Source organism: Petropleomorpha daqingensis (assembly GCF_013408985.1).
Lineage (GTDB): Bacteria > Actinomycetota > Actinomycetes > Mycobacteriales > Geodermatophilaceae > Petropleomorpha > Petropleomorpha daqingensis.
Genome location: NZ_JACBZT010000001.1, coordinates 879,850 through 897,889 on the forward strand (window position 1 = coordinate 879,850; position 18,040 = coordinate 897,889).

Annotated in this window: 14 protein-coding genes; 6 read left to right on the forward strand and 8 right to left on the reverse strand. The window is 74.4% G+C overall.

Features of this window, described 5'->3' with window-relative positions:
- Positions 1-431 precede the first annotated feature (431 nt).
- Positions 432-2,033: a hypothetical protein gene (locus tag GGQ55_RS04330; protein ID WP_179715281.1), complete on the forward strand. Its 1,602-nt coding sequence runs from the start codon at positions 432-434 to the stop codon at positions 2,031-2,033.
- 140 nt (positions 2,034-2,173) lie between these two features.
- Here the strand turns inward: GGQ55_RS04330 and GGQ55_RS04335 are convergent, their stop codons facing one another.
- Positions 2,174-2,467: a WXG100 family type VII secretion target gene (locus GGQ55_RS04335; protein ID WP_179715282.1), complete on the reverse strand. Its 294-nt coding sequence runs from the start codon at positions 2,465-2,467 to the stop codon at positions 2,174-2,176.
- Positions 2,468-2,618: 151 nt separating this feature from the next.
- Between GGQ55_RS04335 and GGQ55_RS04340 the strand changes: the two genes are divergently transcribed.
- Complete coding sequence (locus GGQ55_RS04340) at positions 2,619-6,692, forward strand: FtsK/SpoIIIE domain-containing protein (RefSeq protein WP_179715283.1); 4,074 nt, start codon at positions 2,619-2,621, stop codon at positions 6,690-6,692.
- Positions 6,693-6,703: 11 nt separating this feature from the next.
- Here GGQ55_RS04340 and GGQ55_RS04345 read toward each other — a convergent pair whose 3' ends face one another.
- The 4 genes from GGQ55_RS04345 to GGQ55_RS04360 form a co-directional block, all read right to left on the reverse strand.
- On the reverse strand, positions 6,704-7,228 hold the full coding sequence (locus GGQ55_RS04345; RefSeq protein WP_179715284.1) for a DUF6912 family protein: 525 nt from the start codon (positions 7,226-7,228) through the stop codon (positions 6,704-6,706).
- Between the two features lie 78 nt (positions 7,229-7,306).
- On the reverse strand, positions 7,307-8,677 hold the full coding sequence (locus GGQ55_RS04350; RefSeq protein WP_179715285.1) for a WS/DGAT/MGAT family O-acyltransferase: 1,371 nt from the start codon (positions 8,675-8,677) through the stop codon (positions 7,307-7,309).
- Positions 8,678-8,759: 82 nt separating this feature from the next.
- Positions 8,760-10,052, reverse strand: coding sequence for a CpaE/TadZ family protein (locus GGQ55_RS04355; protein WP_179715286.1), 1,293 nt, complete (start codon positions 10,050-10,052; stop codon positions 8,760-8,762).
- Positions 10,052-10,753, reverse strand: a complete 702-nt coding sequence (locus tag GGQ55_RS04360) for an SAF domain-containing protein (RefSeq protein WP_179715287.1) — start codon at positions 10,751-10,753, stop codon at positions 10,052-10,054. The genes GGQ55_RS04355 and GGQ55_RS04360 overlap by 1 nt, the downstream gene beginning before the upstream one ends.
- 197 nt (positions 10,754-10,950) lie before the next feature.
- On the opposite strand from GGQ55_RS04360, the gene GGQ55_RS04365 reads away from it, so the two are divergent.
- Complete coding sequence (locus tag GGQ55_RS04365; RefSeq protein ID WP_179715288.1) at positions 10,951-11,178, forward strand: helix-turn-helix domain-containing protein; 228 nt, start codon at positions 10,951-10,953, stop codon at positions 11,176-11,178.
- An 11-nt stretch (positions 11,179-11,189) separates the two neighbouring features.
- Here GGQ55_RS04365 and GGQ55_RS04370 read toward each other — a convergent pair whose 3' ends face one another.
- Positions 11,190-11,759 carry a hypothetical protein gene (locus GGQ55_RS04370; RefSeq protein ID WP_179715289.1) on the reverse strand — a complete coding sequence of 190 codons (570 nt, stop codon included), beginning with the start codon at positions 11,757-11,759 and terminating at the stop codon, positions 11,190-11,192.
- Between the two features lie 99 nt (positions 11,760-11,858).
- On the opposite strand from GGQ55_RS04370, the gene GGQ55_RS04375 reads away from it, so the two are divergent.
- Positions 11,859-12,503 carry a LysM peptidoglycan-binding domain-containing protein gene (locus tag GGQ55_RS04375; RefSeq protein ID WP_179715290.1) on the forward strand — a complete coding sequence of 215 codons (645 nt, stop codon included), beginning with the start codon at positions 11,859-11,861 and terminating at the stop codon, positions 12,501-12,503.
- Positions 12,504-12,566: 63 nt separating this feature from the next.
- Positions 12,567-13,115, forward strand: a complete 549-nt coding sequence (locus GGQ55_RS04380; RefSeq protein ID WP_179715291.1) for an Rv3235 family protein — start codon at positions 12,567-12,569, stop codon at positions 13,113-13,115.
- 4 nt (positions 13,116-13,119) lie between these two features.
- Here the strand turns inward: GGQ55_RS04380 and GGQ55_RS04385 are convergent, their stop codons facing one another.
- On the reverse strand, positions 13,120-14,049 hold the full coding sequence (locus GGQ55_RS04385) for a DMT family transporter (RefSeq protein ID WP_179715292.1): 930 nt from the start codon (positions 14,047-14,049) through the stop codon (positions 13,120-13,122).
- A 72-nt stretch (positions 14,050-14,121) separates the two neighbouring features.
- Here GGQ55_RS04385 and GGQ55_RS04390 point away from each other — a divergent pair, with 72 nt between their 5' ends.
- A complete protein-coding gene (locus GGQ55_RS04390; RefSeq protein ID WP_179715293.1) occupies positions 14,122-15,036 on the forward strand; it encodes a LysR family transcriptional regulator in 915 nt (304 codons plus the stop codon).
- Between the two features lie 3 nt (positions 15,037-15,039).
- Here GGQ55_RS04390 and secA read toward each other — a convergent pair whose 3' ends face one another.
- The gene (gene secA / locus GGQ55_RS04395) at positions 15,040-17,982 is read right to left on the reverse strand and encodes a preprotein translocase subunit SecA (RefSeq protein ID WP_179715294.1); all 2,943 of its coding nucleotides are present in this window, start codon (positions 17,980-17,982) and stop codon (positions 15,040-15,042) included.
- Between the last annotated feature and the right edge of the window lie 58 nt (positions 17,983-18,040).

Below are 18,040 nucleotides of genomic sequence, written 5' to 3' on the forward strand. Positions count from 1 at the left end.
CCTGGCGCGCCCACCCAGCCGCGCACCGCCGGTGACCACCAGCCCGCCCCAACTGCGGGCAGACATGGAACCACGTCCCGGTCATTGCCCGACCAGGACGTGGTCATCGGATCCGCCATCGCCCCGCATGAAGGACCTGGGAACCCGTTTCGGGATCGTAGGTCCTCGCCCATCGGACGACCAGGGCTGCGCTGCGCGCACCGGCCTGTCCTCGGAGGGCCTGACAGCGAACGCGACGGGGCCGGCTGTACGAGGCCGACGTCCAGGATGCGACCCCGCACGGCCGGCCCCGCCCGTCCGCCACCGTCCAGGCATGTAGAGCGCCATCGCCAAGGGAGAGAAAGATGAGCGCATCAGCCGTGAAGAGCAACGGTCGGCGCCCAGCCGGTCGACGAGTCCACCGCTTCCTTCGCGGGAGGCGCACATGGGAGGTGCTGGCGGCCGCCTTCGCCGCCGTGCTCGCCATGGTCGTCGCCATCCCCGCAGCCCACGCCGTCCATGACACAGGTGCGTTCGAGCTGGACGGCGACGCGACCAACGGCGCCACCCCCGGCGACGACTGGGACAACGTCTGCCACCAGGTCCTGGGCAACGACTGCTCCACGACCAGCAACACGACCGGTGCGACCGCGGTCGACTGGGTCGCAGAATCGAACCTGAACGCCTCCATCTTCACCGGCGGCGGGTCGAAGGACCCGCAGGACGTCAGCAGCTGGAACTGGAAGGACGGCGCAGGCGGCCTGCCGGACAAGGACAACCTGCTGCACAGCTTCGCGGCGCGCTACACCACGAGCGCCGGGGACGTGTTGTTCTTCGGGTCCGACCGTCGGGACAACAGCGGCGACGCCCAGCAGGGCTTCTGGTTCTTCCAGAACCGGATCACCCTGACCGGGAGCACGAGCGGCGGCTTCAACGGTGTGCACAAGACCGGTGACGTGCTGGTGGTCAGCGACTTCAGCAACGGCGGCACGACGTCCACGATCACGGTGTACTCGTGGGACCCGTCCTGCACGAAGACGACCGGTAGCACGGTTGGCACCTGCGGTGACGCGAACCTCCGGATCAAGGGGACGTCGACCTCGGCCAACTGCGCGAGCGCGGGCGCCAACGACCAGTTCTGCGGCATCGTCAACCCGACGACGATCACGATGCCGTGGTCGTTCACGGACAAGAGCGGAACCGCGAACAACCAGGCTCTGAACGGGGAGTTCTACGAGGGCGGGGTCAACCTGACGGCCCTCGGCCTGGGCGGAACGTGCTTCGCCTCGGTGAGCGCGGAGACGCGGTCGTCCACGTCCACCACGGCGGTGCTGAAGGACTTCGTCCTCGGCGGGTTCGGCCAGTGCCAGACCACCGTGACCACCACGCCTTCGGCGGCCACCGTCTCGGTCGGCTCCCAGGTCACCGACAGCGCCACCGTCACGGTCAGCGGCGTCAGCACCTGGAGCGGCAGCCTGGCCTTCTCGCTGTGCGGTCCGCTGTCCTCGGCAGCCGGATGCGCCACCGGCGGCACGCCGGTCGGCTCCGCTCTCAACATCAGCAACGCCACCCCGCAACCCATCTCCTCGTCCGCGACGACGGTGACCGCCGTGGGCACCTACTGCTGGCGGGCCGACTTCACGCCCAGCGCCGCGTCGCTGGCGGCCGGGGTCGGGGCCGGCTCCGACGGGTCCACCACCGAGTGCTTCACGGTGACGGGGCCCCCGACGCTGAGCTCGGCGCAGTCGTTCATCCCGAACGACCGTGCCACCGTGACCGCGCCGGCGGGCAGCACGACCGTGACCGGCAGCGTGACGTTCGCGGTGTTCGAGAACAATGGCTGCACCGGGACCGCCATCTACACGCAGACGGTGCCGGTCAGCGGTACCTCACCGCAGACCGTGTCGACGACGAACACCACGGTCTCCACGACGGCGGCGAACGTCTCGTGGCGGCTGAGCTTCACCAGCACCGATCCGACGCAGGACAACGTCCCCGCCACCTGCAACGAGGCGACGACGCTGACGATCGACAACGACCTGTCGACTCCCTGATCGCGCTCATCCACCACTAGGAGGCACAACGAGGGGGCTGGTCGACTGCCCCCTGGCCCATCGTTCGCGGGGGCGCCCGGTCCGTCGGGCGCCCCCGCCGTCGTCGCCCGACCGGGGTTCTCCCGGCCGGGCGGAGGCGCTCACAGCATCGCGCCGATGCGCGCGGCCATGTCCGCCTCGTGCTGCTGGTAGGACGCGGCCACGTTGGTCAGCAGTCCGCCCATGCCGGTGAGCGCGTCGGCCACACCCTGCGCCGACAGCCGCCACTGCTCGTAGAGCTCGCTGAACTTCACGGCCGCCTGGCTGTCGGTCCAGCCGTCGAGCACCGAGGTGTTGATGCTGCTGGACAGGCTGGCCTGCCGGCCGGTGGCGTCGGCGGCCTCGGCCCGGCACTGCCCGGCCATCGACTGCAGGGTCGCGATGTCGACCTTCACGGGTCCTCCTCCGATCCGGGTCCGTCCCGGTCGGTGCGGACGTTAGGTCGCCGCGAGGGCTCGTCCCCCGCGTTGTCCACAGACCCACTGGTTTTCCACAGAACCACCGACGGCGGCCCGCCGAGGTCCCAGCGCGAGTGACCATGCCCGGGTGATCCAGCCGTCCGCGACCCCCGGCCCCGCCCGCTGCTGGACCGTGGTCTCGGTCGACGGCGCCGTCGACGTGGAGGTCCTCGCGGCCGACGACGAGCCGTTGGGACGCGTACTCGCCGTGCTCTCCGACGCGCTGGGGATCGCCGTCCCGGGCCTCTGGTCGGGATCGACCCGCTTGCCCGATGACCTGCCGCTGAGCGCCCCGGCGCTCGCCCACGGGAGCGTGCTCGGTCTCGGCCGCCCGGGGCCGCGGGCCGACCCGGCCGAACGCACCAGCGCCCTCGAACTGCACGTGGTGGGAGGTCCGGAGGCCGGCCGCACCGCGCCGCTGGACCAGGGCCGGCACGTGCTGGGCCGGGGTGCGGAGGCGTCGGTACGGCTCGACGATCCCGACGTCTCGCGTCGGCACGCGCAGGTCACCATCGGTGCGGGGCACATCGCGGTGCACGACCTCGGCTCGACCAACGGCAGCCGGCTGGACGACGAGCCGCTCGGCAGCACTCCCCGCGCGTGGCCGAACGGCGCCGTGCTGCGCATCGGGTCGTCCGCGCTGACCGTCCGCGGCCCGGAGGGGGGCCCGGCGTCGCTCGAGCCGGCGGCCGGCGGTCGGCTGCGGTTGCGACCCCCGGCGCGGATCATCGCCCCACGGCCGGAGGTCGCCGTCGAGTTCCCCCGACCGCCCGCGCCGCCGCCTCGGCGCCGGTTGGCCTGGGTCGCGATCGGGCTGCCCGCCATCGCCGGCGTGCTCATGGCCTGGCTGATGCACGCCCCGCAGTTCCTGTTCTTCGGGCTGCTCAGCCCCGTGGTCGCGCTGGGCACCTGGGGGTCCGAGCGCTGGTGGGGACGGCGCGACGGCCGAGTCAGCACCGCCGCGCACGCCGCGGCGGTGCTCGACGCGGAGGCCCGGCTCGCCGACGCGCTGGCGGCGGACCGGCGCAACGCCCAGGCAGCCTGGCCGGATCTCGCGACGCTGACGACCGCGACCCGCCGCCGCACGTCCCGGATCTGGGAGCGCCGGCGCGCCGATGTCGACGCGCTGCAGATCCGGATCGGCACCGGTCACGGGCTCGGTCGAGTGGTCCGGGTGTCGGCCGAGGGCACCCGTCACCCGGAACCGGTCGAAGACCTGCCCGTCGTCGTCGATCTGCGCAACGACGGCGGCCTGGCGGTCGTCGGCCCGCGCGCCCGGGCCACCGGGGTTCTCGCCGCGGCGGTGGCGCAGGTGGCGGCACTGCACGGCCCCGACGAGGTGCAGCTGGCACTGGTCGCGGGAGCCAACCGCCTGCGCGACTGGGACTGGGTCCGCTGGCTGCCCCACGTGCGGCACACCGACATCGGCGCCGACCGGGCCGCGGCCGACGAGGACCTCCTCCGCTGGATCTCCGCCCAGGTCGCCGGGCGCCGAGCTGCCGGTGCGGCCGACCGGGTGACCCCGCCATGGCTGGTCGTCGTCGTCGACCGCCCGGTCGACGCACGGGTGGCCGCCTTCCTGCGGGACGGCCGGTCGGCCGGGGTCGTCGTCCTCACCTCGGCGGAGACGGCCGACCAGCTGCCCGTGCCGGTCGAAGCCGCCCTGCACCTCGGCGGCGAGACCGGCGACCTCGCGGTCCTGCGGCGGACGTCAGCGCCCGAGCGGACGGGGGTGGTCGTCGACCGGCTGCCACGATCCACGGCCGCGGCGCTGGCTCGCGATCTCGCCCTGCTCGAGCCGGCCGGGACCGCGGCGACGCTCCCCCGGACCGTCCGGCTGCTCGAGCTGCCGCCCGTCGCACTGTCCCTGGACGACGACGAGCGGCTCGCCGGCAGCTGGAGCCGGGCGCGCGACTCGCTGGTCGCCACGGTCGGCCGCACGGCCGACGGGCCGGCCCGCATCGACCTCTGCCGGCAGGGGCCGCACGCCCTCGTGGCCGGCACGACCGGCTCGGGGAAGTCCGAGCTGCTGCAGACCCTGATCGCGTCGCTCGCGCTGACGCACCCACCGGACCGCTGCTCGTTCCTGCTCGTCGACTACAAGGGCGGCGCCGCCTTCGCCGACGCGGTCCACCTGCCGCACACCGTCGGCCTGCTCACCGATCTGGACGGTGCCTCGACGCAGCGGGCGTTGCGCGCGCTCGGGGCCGAGCTCACCCGGCGCGAGGCACTGCTGGCCGCGCACGGCGTCGCGGACCTCACCGCCCTGCCCGACGACATCGAGCTCGCCCGGCTGGTCATCGTCGTGGACGAGTTCGCCACGTTGGCCGAGGAGCACCCGACGTTCGTGCCGGGTCTGGTGGGCATCGCGCAGCGGGGCCGCTCGCTCGGCGTGCACCTGGTCCTCGCGACGCAGCGGCCCGGCGGCGTCGTCTCGCCGGAGATCCGGGCGAACTGCTCGCTGCGGATCTGCCTGCGCACCACCGACGAGGCCGACTCGCGCGACGTGCTCGGGACGAGCCAGGCGGCCTTCCTGCCGGTCGACGTCCCCGGCCGGGCCTTCGTCCGGACGGGCACGACGACGCCGGTGGAGATCCAGGTGGCGCGGGTGTCCACCGCCCCGGGCCGCGCGACGGGCGTGGAGGTCCGGCGGTGGGCGTGGCCGCTGCCCCGGACGCAGCCGGCGGACCGTCCGACCGGCGGCGACGGCGACCTCGCCCGGCTGGCCCGGGCGCTGCGTCGGCACGCCGGGACGAGCCGGATCGGCGCGCCGCACCGCCCGTGGCTGCTGCCGCTGCCCGCCCGCCTGACCACCGACCAGCTCGCCGGCTCCGGTCCCCGGCTGCGCATCGGGCTGGTCGACCGGCCCGACGCGCAGGCGCAGGAGCCGCTCGAGCTCGACCTCACCGAGGGCGGCGGGTGGCTCGCGGTGGGCGGTCCTCGCAGCGGCCGGACGACGCTGCTGCGAACCGTCCTGGCCGAGGCGGTCTCCGCTCGGGGCCCCGACGAGCTGCACGTGCACGCGCTCGACCACGGAGGCGGAACGCTCGCCGCCGAGGCGGCGGGGCTGCCGCACACCGGGACGACGGTCGGTGCGGGCGACGCGCTGCGCAGCGTCCGGCTGGTGACCCGCTTGGCGGAGGAGGTCGCGCTGCGCCGCGGTGGGGGCCGGCCCGAGCCTCGCCCCGAGCTGCTGCTCCTGGTCGACGGCGTGGAATCGGTCAGCACCCAGCTCGACGAGGCTGACCCGGGCGGCGGGTCGGCAACCCTGCTGCGGCTGGTCCGCGACGGCGCGGCCGTGGGGCTCACCTGCGTGCTCACCGCCGACCGAGCGGTGCCGGGCGGCCGGCTGGCGGCCGTCGCCGACCACCGTCTCGTGCTGCCGCTGCCCGACCGCGCCGACTACGCGGTGGCCGGCATCCCGGCCCGCGCCGTTCCCGAGTTCCGACCACCCGGTCGCGCGCTGCTCGGCGAGGCCGCCGTCGAGTGCCAGCTCGCCCTCCCCCGTCCGCTACCGCCCTGGCCGGAACGGTCGGCGACGACCGCGCTGCGCATCGTCGAACTGGCGCCGGACCCGGAGCTGCCGTTGCCGGCCGCCGACGCACGGCCGTGCGGCAGGCTCCCGGAGCTCCCCGTCGGCCCCGGCGGCGACGACGGACACGCCCTCTCCGTCGACCTCCAGCGCACCGGAGGTCTCCTGGTCGTCGGCCCGCCCGGCAGCGGGCGCAGCGACGCGCTCCACGCCTTCGCCCAGCACCTGCGGGCGGCGGGCGTCGACGTGCTCCCCGTGGACGGCCCCGCGGTGGACCTGGCGCGGTGGCAGACCGAGCTCGGCGGCCGCCCCGGGGCGGTGCTGCTGGACGACGTGGGGGCGCTCGCCGATCCGCCGATCCTGTCCGCGCCGTCCGCCGCCGGGACGGGGACGCCGGTCGTCCTGGCCGCCGGCTCGGCAGCCGACGTCGCGCGCCTCTACCAGGGCCCCGTCGCGGCGCTGCGGCGCAACCGGACCGTTCTGCTGCTCACGCCCGCCCCGGGGGATGGCGACCTGCTGGGCATCCGGCTGCCGCGCACGCCGGTGCCCATCCGTCCCGGCTCGGGCTGGCTGGTCAGCGGCGGGCAGGTCCGCCGGGTGCAGGTGGCGCGACGGCGGGTGGCCGCGTAGCCGTGGACGGGTCAGAGCAGGTCGAGCGCGGGACCGATCTCCTGCGTGGCGTACCAGGCCAGCTCGTGCCCCTCGGCCTGGTCGACGACGAACTGGGCGTCGTCGCTGCCGAGATCGGCCTCCAGCACGACGTTGACGGCCGCGCTGACGTCGTCCTCGGCGTCGGAGCCGTCGATGTGCGCGCTGGCGATCTCCCGCAGCCCGATGTCGGTGGTGACCCGGACCGTGCCGCGGTCGTTGTCGGGGTCCTGGGCGGGGTCGTCCTTGATCTCGACCGCGTCATCGGCCACGTCCGCCGCGAGCACGACACGGCGGCGGGCGGCCAGGGGGTCGATGTCCAGCAGCCGCAGGCTCGCGCGGGCCGCGGTCAGGAGCGCCGCGTACTCGAGCTCCTCGGTGTCGGCCTCGGCGTCGCTGACGGCGTAGAACTCGCGCAGCGCCGGCGTCACCGCGAAGGCGGTGCGCGGCCCGGGCAGCCGTCCCTCGTCCACCAGGGTCCGCAGCACGGTCGTCGTCGCGGGCAGGTACACGCGCACCCGGCAGGCTCCCTTCGTCGGTCGTCGGCGACGGTAACGCGCCGGATCCGCGGCGCCGTTCCCGGTGCCGCGGCTGGCTCACCAGGAGGTGCGCACCAGCTCGGCGACCTCCTGCTCGATGAGGTCGGCGAGGACGTCGACGTCGCCGACGCCGTCCCGGTCGGCGTTGAGCCCCACGAACACGCTGCCGTCGTAGCTGGTGATCCCGATCGACAGGCCCTGACCGCGCGCCAGCGGCACGACCGGGAACACCTCCAGCATCCGGGCGCCGGCGGCGTAGAGCGGCACCTGCGGGCCGGGGACGTTGGTGATGACCAGGTTGAACAGCCGCCGGGACAGACCGCGTGCCGCCCGGACCCCGAGCGCGTGCATGGTCGACGGGGCGAAGCCGGTCAACGCGATCAACCGGTCGGCCCCGACCGAGCGCCCTTCCTGCGCCACACCGCGCATCGCGTAGCCCAGCCGCGCCAGCCGGACGCCCGGGTTCGCCTCGCCGACCGGCAGGTCGACGAGGAACGACGCGACCCGTCCGCCGGGCGAGGCGTCGGCGTCCTGCAGGGCCACCGGCACGAGCGCACGGACCGAGGTGGACCCGACCACTGGCTCGCCGCGGGACAGCAGCCACTCGCGCAGGGCGCCGGTGACGACGGTGAGCAGGACGTCGTTGACCGTGCCGCCGTGCACCGTGCGGATCTTCTTGACCTCGTCGAGGTCGGCGCGCGCCACGGCCACCCGGCGCTGCCGGCCGGTCGTCGCGTTCAGCGGGGTGTGCGGGGCCGGGAAGACGGCCGATCGGAGCAGCTCCCGGCCCACCCCGGCCAGCCGGGCGGCGTTGGCCCGGACGTCGGTGACGGCGCTGCGCACGGTGTCGATCACCGCGGACGGACGGCGCAGGTACTCCTCCAGCGCCTGCGCCACCAGCTCCGGCGTGCCCGGCGGGCGCTGGGGAGTCCACGGCTCGGCGGCGGGCGGGGGTGCGTCCGGCGCGACATCGAGCAGCACCTGCCCGATGTCGATCGCGCTGAGCCCGTCGACGAGCGCCGGATGGGTCTTGGTGATCACCGCGACGCGATCACCGCTGAGCCCCTCGACCAGGTAGAGCTCCCACAGCGGGCGCCCACGGTCCAGCGGGCGCGACATCAGCCGCGAGACCAGCTCGAGCAGCTGGGCCTCCGTCCCCGGCCGCGGCAGGGCGGAGCGCCGCACGTGGTAGTCCACGTCGAAGTCCGGGTCGTCGGCCCACACCGGGTTGGCGAGGTGACCGGGCACCTCCAGGACGCGCTGGCGGTAGCGCGGCACGAGCGCCAGCCGTGCCGTCACCAGCGACTCGATCGCCGAGACCCCCTCGCGCGGCGCCTCGAGCAGGAGGACACCCCCGACGTGCATCGGGGTGTCGCGCTCCTCCAGGTAGAGGAACGAGGCGTCCAGTGCGGTCAGCCGCTCGACCATCGCTCTCCTCACGATCGGCGGGCCCACGCTACGGGCCCCCGCTGTGGGCCGACACCCCGAGCGGCCGACCGTGATGCGTTCCTCAGCCCGCCCGGCGCCCCGTCCGGAGTCGCCGTTTCGTGGCCGGTTCGGGCACCCCCGCGACCACCGAGGCGAGCGAGCGCAGGGCGGTGCGCAGCGGGGAGCCGGCCGCCACCTCCGCCAGGGTCCGCCCGGAGGCGAGCGCGGCATCGGTCGCCCGGCGGTCCGCGGGGAGGAAGAACCGCACGTCGCGCCCGGCGAAGCGCTCGAGCGCCTCCGCGATCTCGGCCCGCGCGTCCCCCGGCACCGGTCCGCGGCGCACCTGGTTGATCACCACGACCGGCTCGACGTCGGGCAGCACCTCGCGCAGCTCCCCCAGTGCCCGGACCGTCCGCTGCAGGGCGACCGGATCCGCCCCGCTGACGCAGAGCACCGTGTCGGCTGCTTCCAGCACGGCGAGGGTGGCGCCGTTGCGGCGCGGAGCGGCCGTGTCGAAGGACAGCTCCTCGTCCTCCTCCAGGCAGAACGAGCAGTCGACGACGGTGAGCTCGGCCAGTCGGCGGCCCTCGTCGAGCACCGCGCTCACCGCCCGCGGCCGCAGCTCGGGCCAGCGATCGGCGCGGGCGAGACCGGTGAGCACCCGCAGGTGGGGGCGGACGGTCCAGGCGAGCCGCGCGAGGGCGGCGCCGTCGAGGGTGCCCACCGACGCCTGCCGCGCCGCGCCCGCGAGCCCCGGCGACTCGTCGAGCAGACCCAGGACCTGCGCGACCACGCCGCCGTACACGTCCGCGTCCACCAGCAGCGTCGAGACGCCGAGCCGGGACGCCTCGTCGGCCACCCCGACGGCGACGGTCGTGCGCCCCGGCGCCCCGAGCGGACCCCAGACCGCCACGATCCGTCCGCGCCCGGCAGGCCGGTCCTCGGGCTGCGCCGGCACCCCGAGCAGCGGCAACGCCGTCCGAGGGTCGGCGACACCCAGCGAGCCGGCGGGTGCTCCGGCGACCGCCTCGCGCAGCGCCTGGGCGATGGCCTCCGGCTCGGCGTCGGCGGGCAGCACGTGGGTCACGCCGAGCCGGCGCAGTCGCTCCACCGCACGCTCGTCGCCCGGGTCCACCAGGCCGACCACAGCGACGCCGGCGGCCTCGAGGTGGGCGACGGCGTCCCCGTCGAGCCGACGCAGGTCCGCCGAGAGCAGCGCAGCCTGGCCGGTTCCGGTCGCCGCGGCGGCCAGCAGCTCGGAGACGTCGACGCAGCGGCGCACGACCGCCACCCCGTGGTCGGCCCGGTCGAGCGCACCCACGAGGGCGGACTCCCACGCGGCGCCCGTGACGGCGGTGAAGACCTGCAGCGGCATCAGTCGCCCGAACCCGCGTCGACGGAGTCGTGCACCACCACGACCAGAGGACGCCCGCCGATCGCCGAGAGCACGTCAGTGGCCTCGTCCGCCGCCACCGACACCACGACCTGCACCGTGGTCGTCGGCGTGGACAGCACCCCCTCGCTGCGACCGGAGATCGCCTGCACCGGCGCCGACGTCACGACCGGGGTCACCGAGCCGTCCGCCACCGCGGTCGCCCCCGCCGCCGGGTCCGCGACCGCGTAGACGTCGACCAGCTGCCCGCGCGCGAGGCTCGGCGGCACGTATCCCGCCTGAACGGGAAGGGCCAGCTGCACCAGCTCGCCCGCCTCGGCCAGGGTCGACCGCGGGAGCAGCTCGCCTGCCGAGACCGCGCGTGACAGCGTGCGCCCCTCCGGCTGGGTCCTGGTCGAGAGGTAGGAGGGCGCGGCGTCGTCCAGCCGCACGTCGACGGCCACGAGGTCGTCGGCGGTGAGCACCGTGCCGGCGGCGAGGTCACCCGCGGCCGCCCAGACCGGCACGGTGGCGTCCGCGGCGGAGACCACACGCGCGCCGAGCAGCACCGAGCCGAGCACCAGGAGCAGCCCGAGCACGAGCCGCAGATCGAGCCACTGCGGCGGGCGCACGCGTCGCGGCGTCGGCCCGGGCGGCGCCTCGGCAGGCGTGAGCGGGGGCGGTGCGGTCCGGACGGCGGTCACGGCGCGAGTCCTCCGATTCCGTCCCGGGTTCGGGACCGCAGATCCTTGTCGTCACCCCCGGATGGGAGTGAACGGGTGCAGATCATGCGTCAGAACGAGGGTTGCGTGCATTCGCCGTCCACACGTTCGGGTGTGGACAGTGGTCACATGCCACCGGTGCGGCTGACAGACTGACGACGACGGACGGAGACGCACCGATGCCCACCCCTCGCTTCCTGACCCTCGATGACGTCGCGGAGATCCTCAACGTGTCGTGGTCGCAGGCGTATGCGCTGGTCCGGCGCAAGGAGCTGATCGCCATCCAGATCGGCGGCCGCGGTCAGTGGCGCGTCGAGGTCGACGAGCTCGAGCGCTTCATCCAGCAGAAGTACGCCGAGGCTCGCGCCGGCGCCGTCCCGCCGGAGCCCGCGGCACCGGAGAAGTAGACCCGCCGAGGTCAGCCCAGTCCTGGCGGCGCCGTCCGGATCACGGCGACGCCGTCGAGCGCGGCCGCATGCACGCCGCGCACCGCCCCGGCCCGACGCGGCTCGTCCGGTGCGTGCGCCGCCAGTTCGAGGAAGTCCGCCCCCACCCGGTCGATCGTCCCGGTCAGCACCGCGCCGTCGTCCAGCACGACCTGCACGGGGCTGCGGTCGCGGGCGAGCGCCCGCACGGCCCGGCGCAGGTCGAACCGCCCCCGGACGACGCCCGGCGACTCCGGCGCGGCCGTCTGGCGCCCGAGCCCTGACACGGACAGGACTGCGGCCGTGGCGACCAGCGCCTCGCGGCCGGCCTCCTCCTCGACGAGCAGCCAGTCCGCCCCGACCTCGGTGAGGGTCCCGGCCACCGGGCCGGCACCGCGGCAGCGCAGCACCACCGGGTGGCCGATCGCGCCCTCGAGCCGCTCGGCCAGCCGAACCGCACCCGTCTCCGCGCGCGTCCGCGACGCCGACTCGGCCCGGTCGGCGGCTGCCTCGGCCTCGGCGAACTGAGCACCCAGGTCGGCGAACAACTGCTGCCAGCGCATCCCTCACCTCCGCATCGACAGCCTAGATGCACGTGAACTCTTGCGTTTGGTTGTGTTTGCTTGCTTTAGTCTGCACCAGTCACACGCAGAGGAGGGGACATGTCGACACGGCGACTGGGCGTCACGACGCTCGGGATGGCGCTCGTCGGCGTGGTCCTCGCCCACCTCGGCCCCGACGAGACCGCCCTGCGCGCAGCACTCGCCCATCCGCAGCGCGTCGCGGACACCGCCGGGCCCGACACCGTCGTCCTCGCCTGGGCGGCCGCGCTGGCCTGGGTCGTCTGGGCCTGGGGCGGGCTCGGTCTCGGGCTCACCGCGGCGAGCGCGATCCCCGGCCTGCTCGGGAGCGTGGCCCGCACGCTGCTCCGCGGCCTCCTTCCGGCCGGTGCCCGGCGCGCCGCCGCCGTCGCTCTCGGTCTCGGTCTCGGTCTCGGCCTCACCACCCCGGCTTTCGCGTCGGCGGAGTCGGTCCCGGTCAGCGCGCCCGACTGGCCGGGGGCAGAGCCCGCCGAACCCGCCCCCGACTGGCCCGCCCCCACCGACGGCGACCACGTCGTCGTCCGGGGCGACTGCCTCTGGGACATCGCCGCCGCGCACCTGGGCGCCGCCCCTGACTCCCCACCCACCGCCGCCGGGATCGCCGAGGCCGTCGGCGCGTGGTGGACCGCGAACCGATCGGTCATCGGCCCCGACCCCGACCTGCTCCTCCCCGGGCAGGTCCTGCATCCCCCAGGGCGCGACTGACGCCCACCTCCCGCCGCTCCCCCGGCGTCCTTCCCCTCCTCGACACCGACCAGGGAGCTCGCCATGTCCGCGCCCGCCCAACCCGAACCCGCCGCCCCGCCCGCCGCCGCACGACCGGCGCTGCGCCTGGTGGTCGTGCCCACCCCGCAGCCGCCCCTGGTGGACGAACCGGTGCGCTGGGTGCTGCCAGGGGTCCGGCCACCGCGGCCGCCGCACCGCCCCGGTCCGCGGCCCCGCACGGCGCAGGCGGACCCGCCCGACGACTTCGGGCCGACCTGGTCCACCCGGGCCGACCTGCCCGACGTCCGCGCCGCGGGACGTCGGCTGGTGACGACGGTCCTGGAGGCGTTCGCCGGCCGGCGGCCGTTGATCCAGGTCCAGCCGCTCACCTCGTCCGGCGTCTACACCGCGCTCGCCCGCGGCAGCCGGCCCCCGTGGTGCGCCGACGGGACCGCGCCGCTGGTGATCGGGCCGGTGCGCGTGTGCGAGCCGGTCGACGGCGTCGCCGAGGTCAGTGCGGTCGCCCGCCGTGGCGGACGGGCGCACGCCGTGGCCGCCCGGCTCGAGGGCATCGACGGCCGCTGGCGGTGCACCGCCCTGCAGATCGGCTGACGCCTCAGCGGTCGAACGCCAGTCGGATGCCGTCCGCCGGTCGGCGGCCGGTCCCTCGGCGAGCTCGACGCCGAGGCCGCAGCTGCACGACGGCGACCGAGGCCAGCACCAGCACGCCACCGAGGACCTGCACCGGGGCGAGGAACTCCCCCAGCGTGACGGCGGCGAGCACCGTCGTGACGACCGGCTCGAACGTCGACAGGATCGCGGCGGTCGACGGGCCGGTCCGCCGCAGGCCGGCGAAGAACGCGAGCATCGCCACCACGGTGGAGACGACGGCGATGCACCCCACCCACAACCACCCGGCCGGCCCGAAGCCGAGCTCCACCCCGCCGCCGGCGATCCCCCGGACGGCCAGCGTGAGCGCGGCCCCGGCCATCACCAGGGCGGACAGCAGCACCGGCGGCAGGCGGTGCACCACCGTGTCGGCGACCAGGATGTAGGCGGTGTAGGTGACCGCGGCACCGAACGCGAGCACGACGCCGATCGAGTCGAACCGCACCCCACCGGCGCCCAGCAGGACCAGCAGCGTGCCGCAGGAGGCAACCAGCACCGCGGCCGACCGCGCCGGCGTCAGGCGCTCGCGGCCGAGCAGGGCGGCGGCCAGGGTGACCAGCGCCGGGTAGGTGTAGAGGACCAGCGCCACCAGCGACGCGTCGATCCGCTCCAGCGCCGAGAAGTACAGGGCCGCCTGGGTCGCGTACCCGACCGCGCCCAGCCCGAGCGCCGTCAGCACCAGTCGGAGGGGCGGCCGGGCACCACCCGAGCGCAGGTCCGGTCGCACCAGCAGGACGAACCCGAGCAGCGCCGCCGCCAACGCGAAGCGGAGCAGCAGCAGCGCGCCCGGCTCGACGCCGACGGCGTAGGCGAGCTTGCCGAAGACGGCCATCGCCCCGAAGCAGGCCGCCGAGAGGAGGCAGAGCGCGGCACCCACCCGGCCAGCCTCGGCCACCCATCCGGTCACGTCCAGTGACGATTGGTGGAGTCGACTGGTTAGCTCTCCTACATGGATGCCTTCGACCTCCGACGGCTGCGCATGCTCCGCGAGCTCGACGAGCGGGGAACCCTTGGTGCGGTGGCGGCCGCGCTGGGCTACACCCCCTCCGCGGTCTCCCAGCAGCTCGCCGTCCTGGAGAAGGAGGCCGGCACACGGCTGCTGGAGAAGGCCGGGCGAGGGGTGCGGCTGACCGACGCCGGCCGCCTGCTCGCCGGGCACGCCGGCACCCTGCTGGCGGCCGCGGAGGCGGCACGGGCCGACCTCGCCTCGCTCACCGGCGAGGTCCGGGGCACGGTGCGGGCCGGTGGCCTGCAGTCGGCCACGCGCCGGCTGCTCATCCCCGCGGTCGCCCGCACGCTGGTCGAGCACCCGCAGGTCCGCGTCGAGATCACGGAGCTCGAGCTGGAACAGGCGCTGCCGGAGCTGCGGCTGGGGAGCCTCGACCTGGTCATCAGCGACGAGTACGACGGCCACCCGCGGCCGCGACCGGCCGGGGTGCGGTTCGAGATCCTGCACGAGGAGCGGCTGAAGGTCGTGCTGCCGGCCGCCCACCCGGCCGCCGCGAGCGGCGGACCGGTCGCCGTGGGTGCGCTGCGGGACGACGTCTGGACCGCGTCGGCCGCCGGCACCGGCCACCACGCCCTGGTCCTCGGGGTGTGCCGGTCCCTCGGGGGTTACGAGCCGGACCTCCGGCACCGCTCGAACGACGCCGACGTCCAGCTCGAGCTGGTCCGTGCGGCCGGAGCCGTCGGTCTGCTGCCCGGCCTCACCCTGCCGCCCGGCGATCCGGCGCTCGCCGTCCGCGACGTCGCCGAGGCCGTGGTGAGCCGCCGGCTGATGGTGCTCACCCGCGACTCCCCCACGGCTCCGGCACTCGGCGCGTTCCTGGCCACGGTCCGCGACCGGGCGCGCCTGCTCGAATGAGACCTACCGCGACGCCCCGTGGCAGAACTTGTACTTCTTGCCCGAACCGCAGGGGCACGGCGCGTTGCGCGAGGGCTCCTTGCCGCCGCTGACCGTTGCGGTCTTGGCCGCCTTGGCCGGGCCGCTCTCCTTCGCCGAGGAGTCCAGGCTGGGCGCGGAGTAGCTCAGGTTCTGCTGCGGCCGCGGCGTGTCCAGCCCCTTGACCGCCAGCTGCGGACCGGTGCCCGACGCGGGAGCCGAGGCCACCTCCATCGCCGCGGACGCGGGCTTCGGGGCCCGGCGGGCGGTGCCGGTCGCGCCGTTCCCGCCGGCCGCCTGGGCCGCTGCGGTTCCGGCGGCCTCCGCCGCCTGGGCGCGGGCCAGCACCTTCGCCGTCCCCTCCTGCGCGGCGGCCAGCGCGCGGGCCTCCGCCTCGGCCTGCTTGGCGCGGGTCTCGGCCTCCTGCTCCTCGGCGCTCTTGACCTCGAGGTTGAACAGGAAGCCGACCGACTCCTCCTTGATGCCGTCGAGCATCGCGTTGAACATGTCGAAGCCCTCGCGCTGGTACTCCACGACCGGGTCGCGGTTGGCCATCGCGCGCAGGTGGATGCCGGCCCGCAGGTAGTCCATCTCGTAGAGGTGCTCGCGCCACTTGCGGTCGAGCACCGAGAGCAGCACCCGCCGCTCCAGCTCGCGCATGACCTCGTCGCCGAGCTTGGCCTCGCGCTCGCCGTAGGCGCGGTGCACGTCGCGCAGCAGTTCCTTCTTCAGGTCCTCGGCGGTCAGAGCGGCCTGGTCGCCGTCGGCGACCCGCTCGAGCAGGTCGTGCCGGTCCAGCCCGACCGGGTAGAGCGACTTGAGGCCGGTCCACAGCTGCTCGAGGTCCCACTCCTCGGAGTAGCCGGTCTCGGTCGCGCCGTTGACGTAGGCGATGACGACGTCGTCCACCATCGACTGGATCTGGTCCTGGAGGTCGAGGCCCTCGAGGATCTTGCGCCGCTCGTCGTAGATGACGGTGCGCTGGCGGTTGAGCACCTCGTCGTACTTCAGGACGTCCTTGCGGACCTCGTAGTTCTGCTGCTCGACCTGGGTCTGCGCCGAGCGGATCGCCCGGGTGACCATCTTCGACTCGATCGGCTGGTCGTCGGGCACCCGCAGCGTCGTCATCATCGACTCGAGCATCGGGCCGTTGAACCGGCGCATGAGGTCGTCGCCGAGGGAGAGGTAGAACCGCGACTCCCCCGGGTCGCCCTGCCGGCCGGAGCGGCCGCGCAGCTGGTTGTCGATGCGGCGGCTCTCGTGGCGCTCGGTGCCCAGCACGTAGAGCCCACCGGCCTCGACGACCTGCTCGTGCTCGGCCTTGACCTGCGCCTTGGCCTCCTCGAGCGCCTCGTCCCAGGCGGCCTCGTACTCCTCCGGCGTCTCCGCCGGTGACAGCCCGCGGGCGCGCAGCGTCTCGTCGGCGATGAACTCCGGGTTGCCGCCGAGCTGGATGTCGGTGCCGCGGCCGGCCATGTTGGTCGACACGGTGACCGCGCTCAGCCGCCCGGCCTGGGCGACGATGTGCGCCTCGCGGGCGTGGTTCTTCGCGTTCAGCACCTCGTGCGGGATGCCCGCCTTCACCAGCGCCTTGGACAGCACCTCGGACTTCTCCACGCTCGCCGTCCCGACGAGCACGGGCTGGCCGGCCTCGCTGCGCTCACGGATGTCCTCGACGACGGAGTCGAACTTCGCCTTCTCCGTCTTGTAGATGACGTCGGAGCGGTCCTCGCGGATCATCGGCTTGTTCGTCGGGATCGGGACGACGCCGAGCTTGTAGGTCTGGTGCAGCTCGGCCGCCTCGGTGGAGGCGGTACCGGTCATCCCGGCCAGCTTCTCGTAGAGCCGGAAGTAGTTCTGCAGGGTGATCGTGGCGAGCGTCTGGTTCTCGTCCTTGATCGGCACCTTCTCCTTGGCCTCGATGGCCTGGTGCATGCCCTCGTTGTAGCGCCGGCCGGCCAGCACGCGGCCGGTGAACTCGTCGACGATGAGCACCTCGCCGTTGCTGACGATGTACTGCTGGTCGCGGTGGAACAGCTCCTTGGCCTTGAGCGCGTTGTTCAGGTAGCCGATCAGCGGGGTGTTGACCGCCTCGTAGAGGTTCTCGATGCCGAGCTGGTCCTCGACGAACTCGACGCCCTCCTCGGTGATCGCGACCGTGCGCTTGGACTCCTCCACCTCGTAGTGGGTGTCCTTCTTCAGCAGCGGCGCGATCCGCGCGAACTCCTGGTACCACTTGGCGCTCTGCTCGGCCGGCCCGCTGATGATCAGCGGGGTGCGGGCCTCGTCGATGAGGATGGAGTCGACCTCGTCGACGATCGCGTAGAAGTGCCCGCGCTGGACCAGGTCGGCCTTGCTCCAGGCCATGTTGTCGCGCAGGTAGTCGAAGCCGAACTCGTTGTTCGTGCCGTGCGTGATGTCGCAGGCGTACATCTCGCGGCGCACCGCGGGGGTCTGGCCGGACAGGATCGTGCCGACCTTGAGGCCCAGGAAGTGGTGCACCCGGCCCATCCACTCGGCGTCGCGCTGGGCCAGGTAGTCGTTGGTGGTGACGACGTGCACGCCCTCGCCGGCCAGCGCGTTGAGGTAGGCCGGCAGGACGCCGGTCAGCGTCTTGCCCTCGCCGGTCTTCATCTCGGCGACGTTGCCCAGGTGCAGGGCGGCACCGCCCATGATCTGCACCCGGTAGTGCCGCTGACCCAGCGTGCGGGTGGCGGCCTCCCGGACGACGGCGAACGCCTCCGGCAGCAGCGAGTCGAGGGACTCGCCGTCGGCGTAGCGCTCCTTGAACTCGTCGGTCTTGGCCCGCAGCTCCGCGTCGGTCAGCTCGGCCGTCTCGTCCGCCAGCGACTCGACCGCATCGGCGATCTTGGACAGTCGCCGGAGGATCTTGCCCTCACCGGCACGCAGCAGCTTTGAGAACACCACGACCCCAGGGTAGGCGGCGCATCACCGTCGTCGGCACACCCAACGCGCAACCCCTCCG

Excerpts from the sequence above, each read along its gene's own strand:
- GGQ55_RS04350 (WP_179715285.1), bottom strand. The coding sequence starts at position 8,677 with ATGGTCGAGCGGCTGACCGCACTGGACGCCTCGTTCCTCTACCTGGAG.
- GGQ55_RS04375 (WP_179715290.1), top strand. The coding sequence starts at position 11,859 with ATGTCGACACGGCGACTGGGCGTCACGACGCTCGGGATGGCGCTCGTC.
- GGQ55_RS04365 (WP_179715288.1), top strand. The coding sequence starts at position 10,951 with ATGCCCACCCCTCGCTTCCTGACCCTCGATGACGTCGCGGAGATCCTC.
- GGQ55_RS04390 (WP_179715293.1), top strand. The coding sequence starts at position 14,122 with ATGGATGCCTTCGACCTCCGACGGCTGCGCATGCTCCGCGAGCTCGAC.
- GGQ55_RS04380 (WP_179715291.1), top strand. The coding sequence starts at position 12,567 with ATGTCCGCGCCCGCCCAACCCGAACCCGCCGCCCCGCCCGCCGCCGCA.
- GGQ55_RS04370 (WP_179715289.1), bottom strand. The coding sequence starts at position 11,759 with ATGCGCTGGCAGCAGTTGTTCGCCGACCTGGGTGCTCAGTTCGCCGAG.
- GGQ55_RS04355 (WP_179715286.1), bottom strand. The coding sequence starts at position 10,052 with ATGCCGCTGCAGGTCTTCACCGCCGTCACGGGCGCCGCGTGGGAGTCC.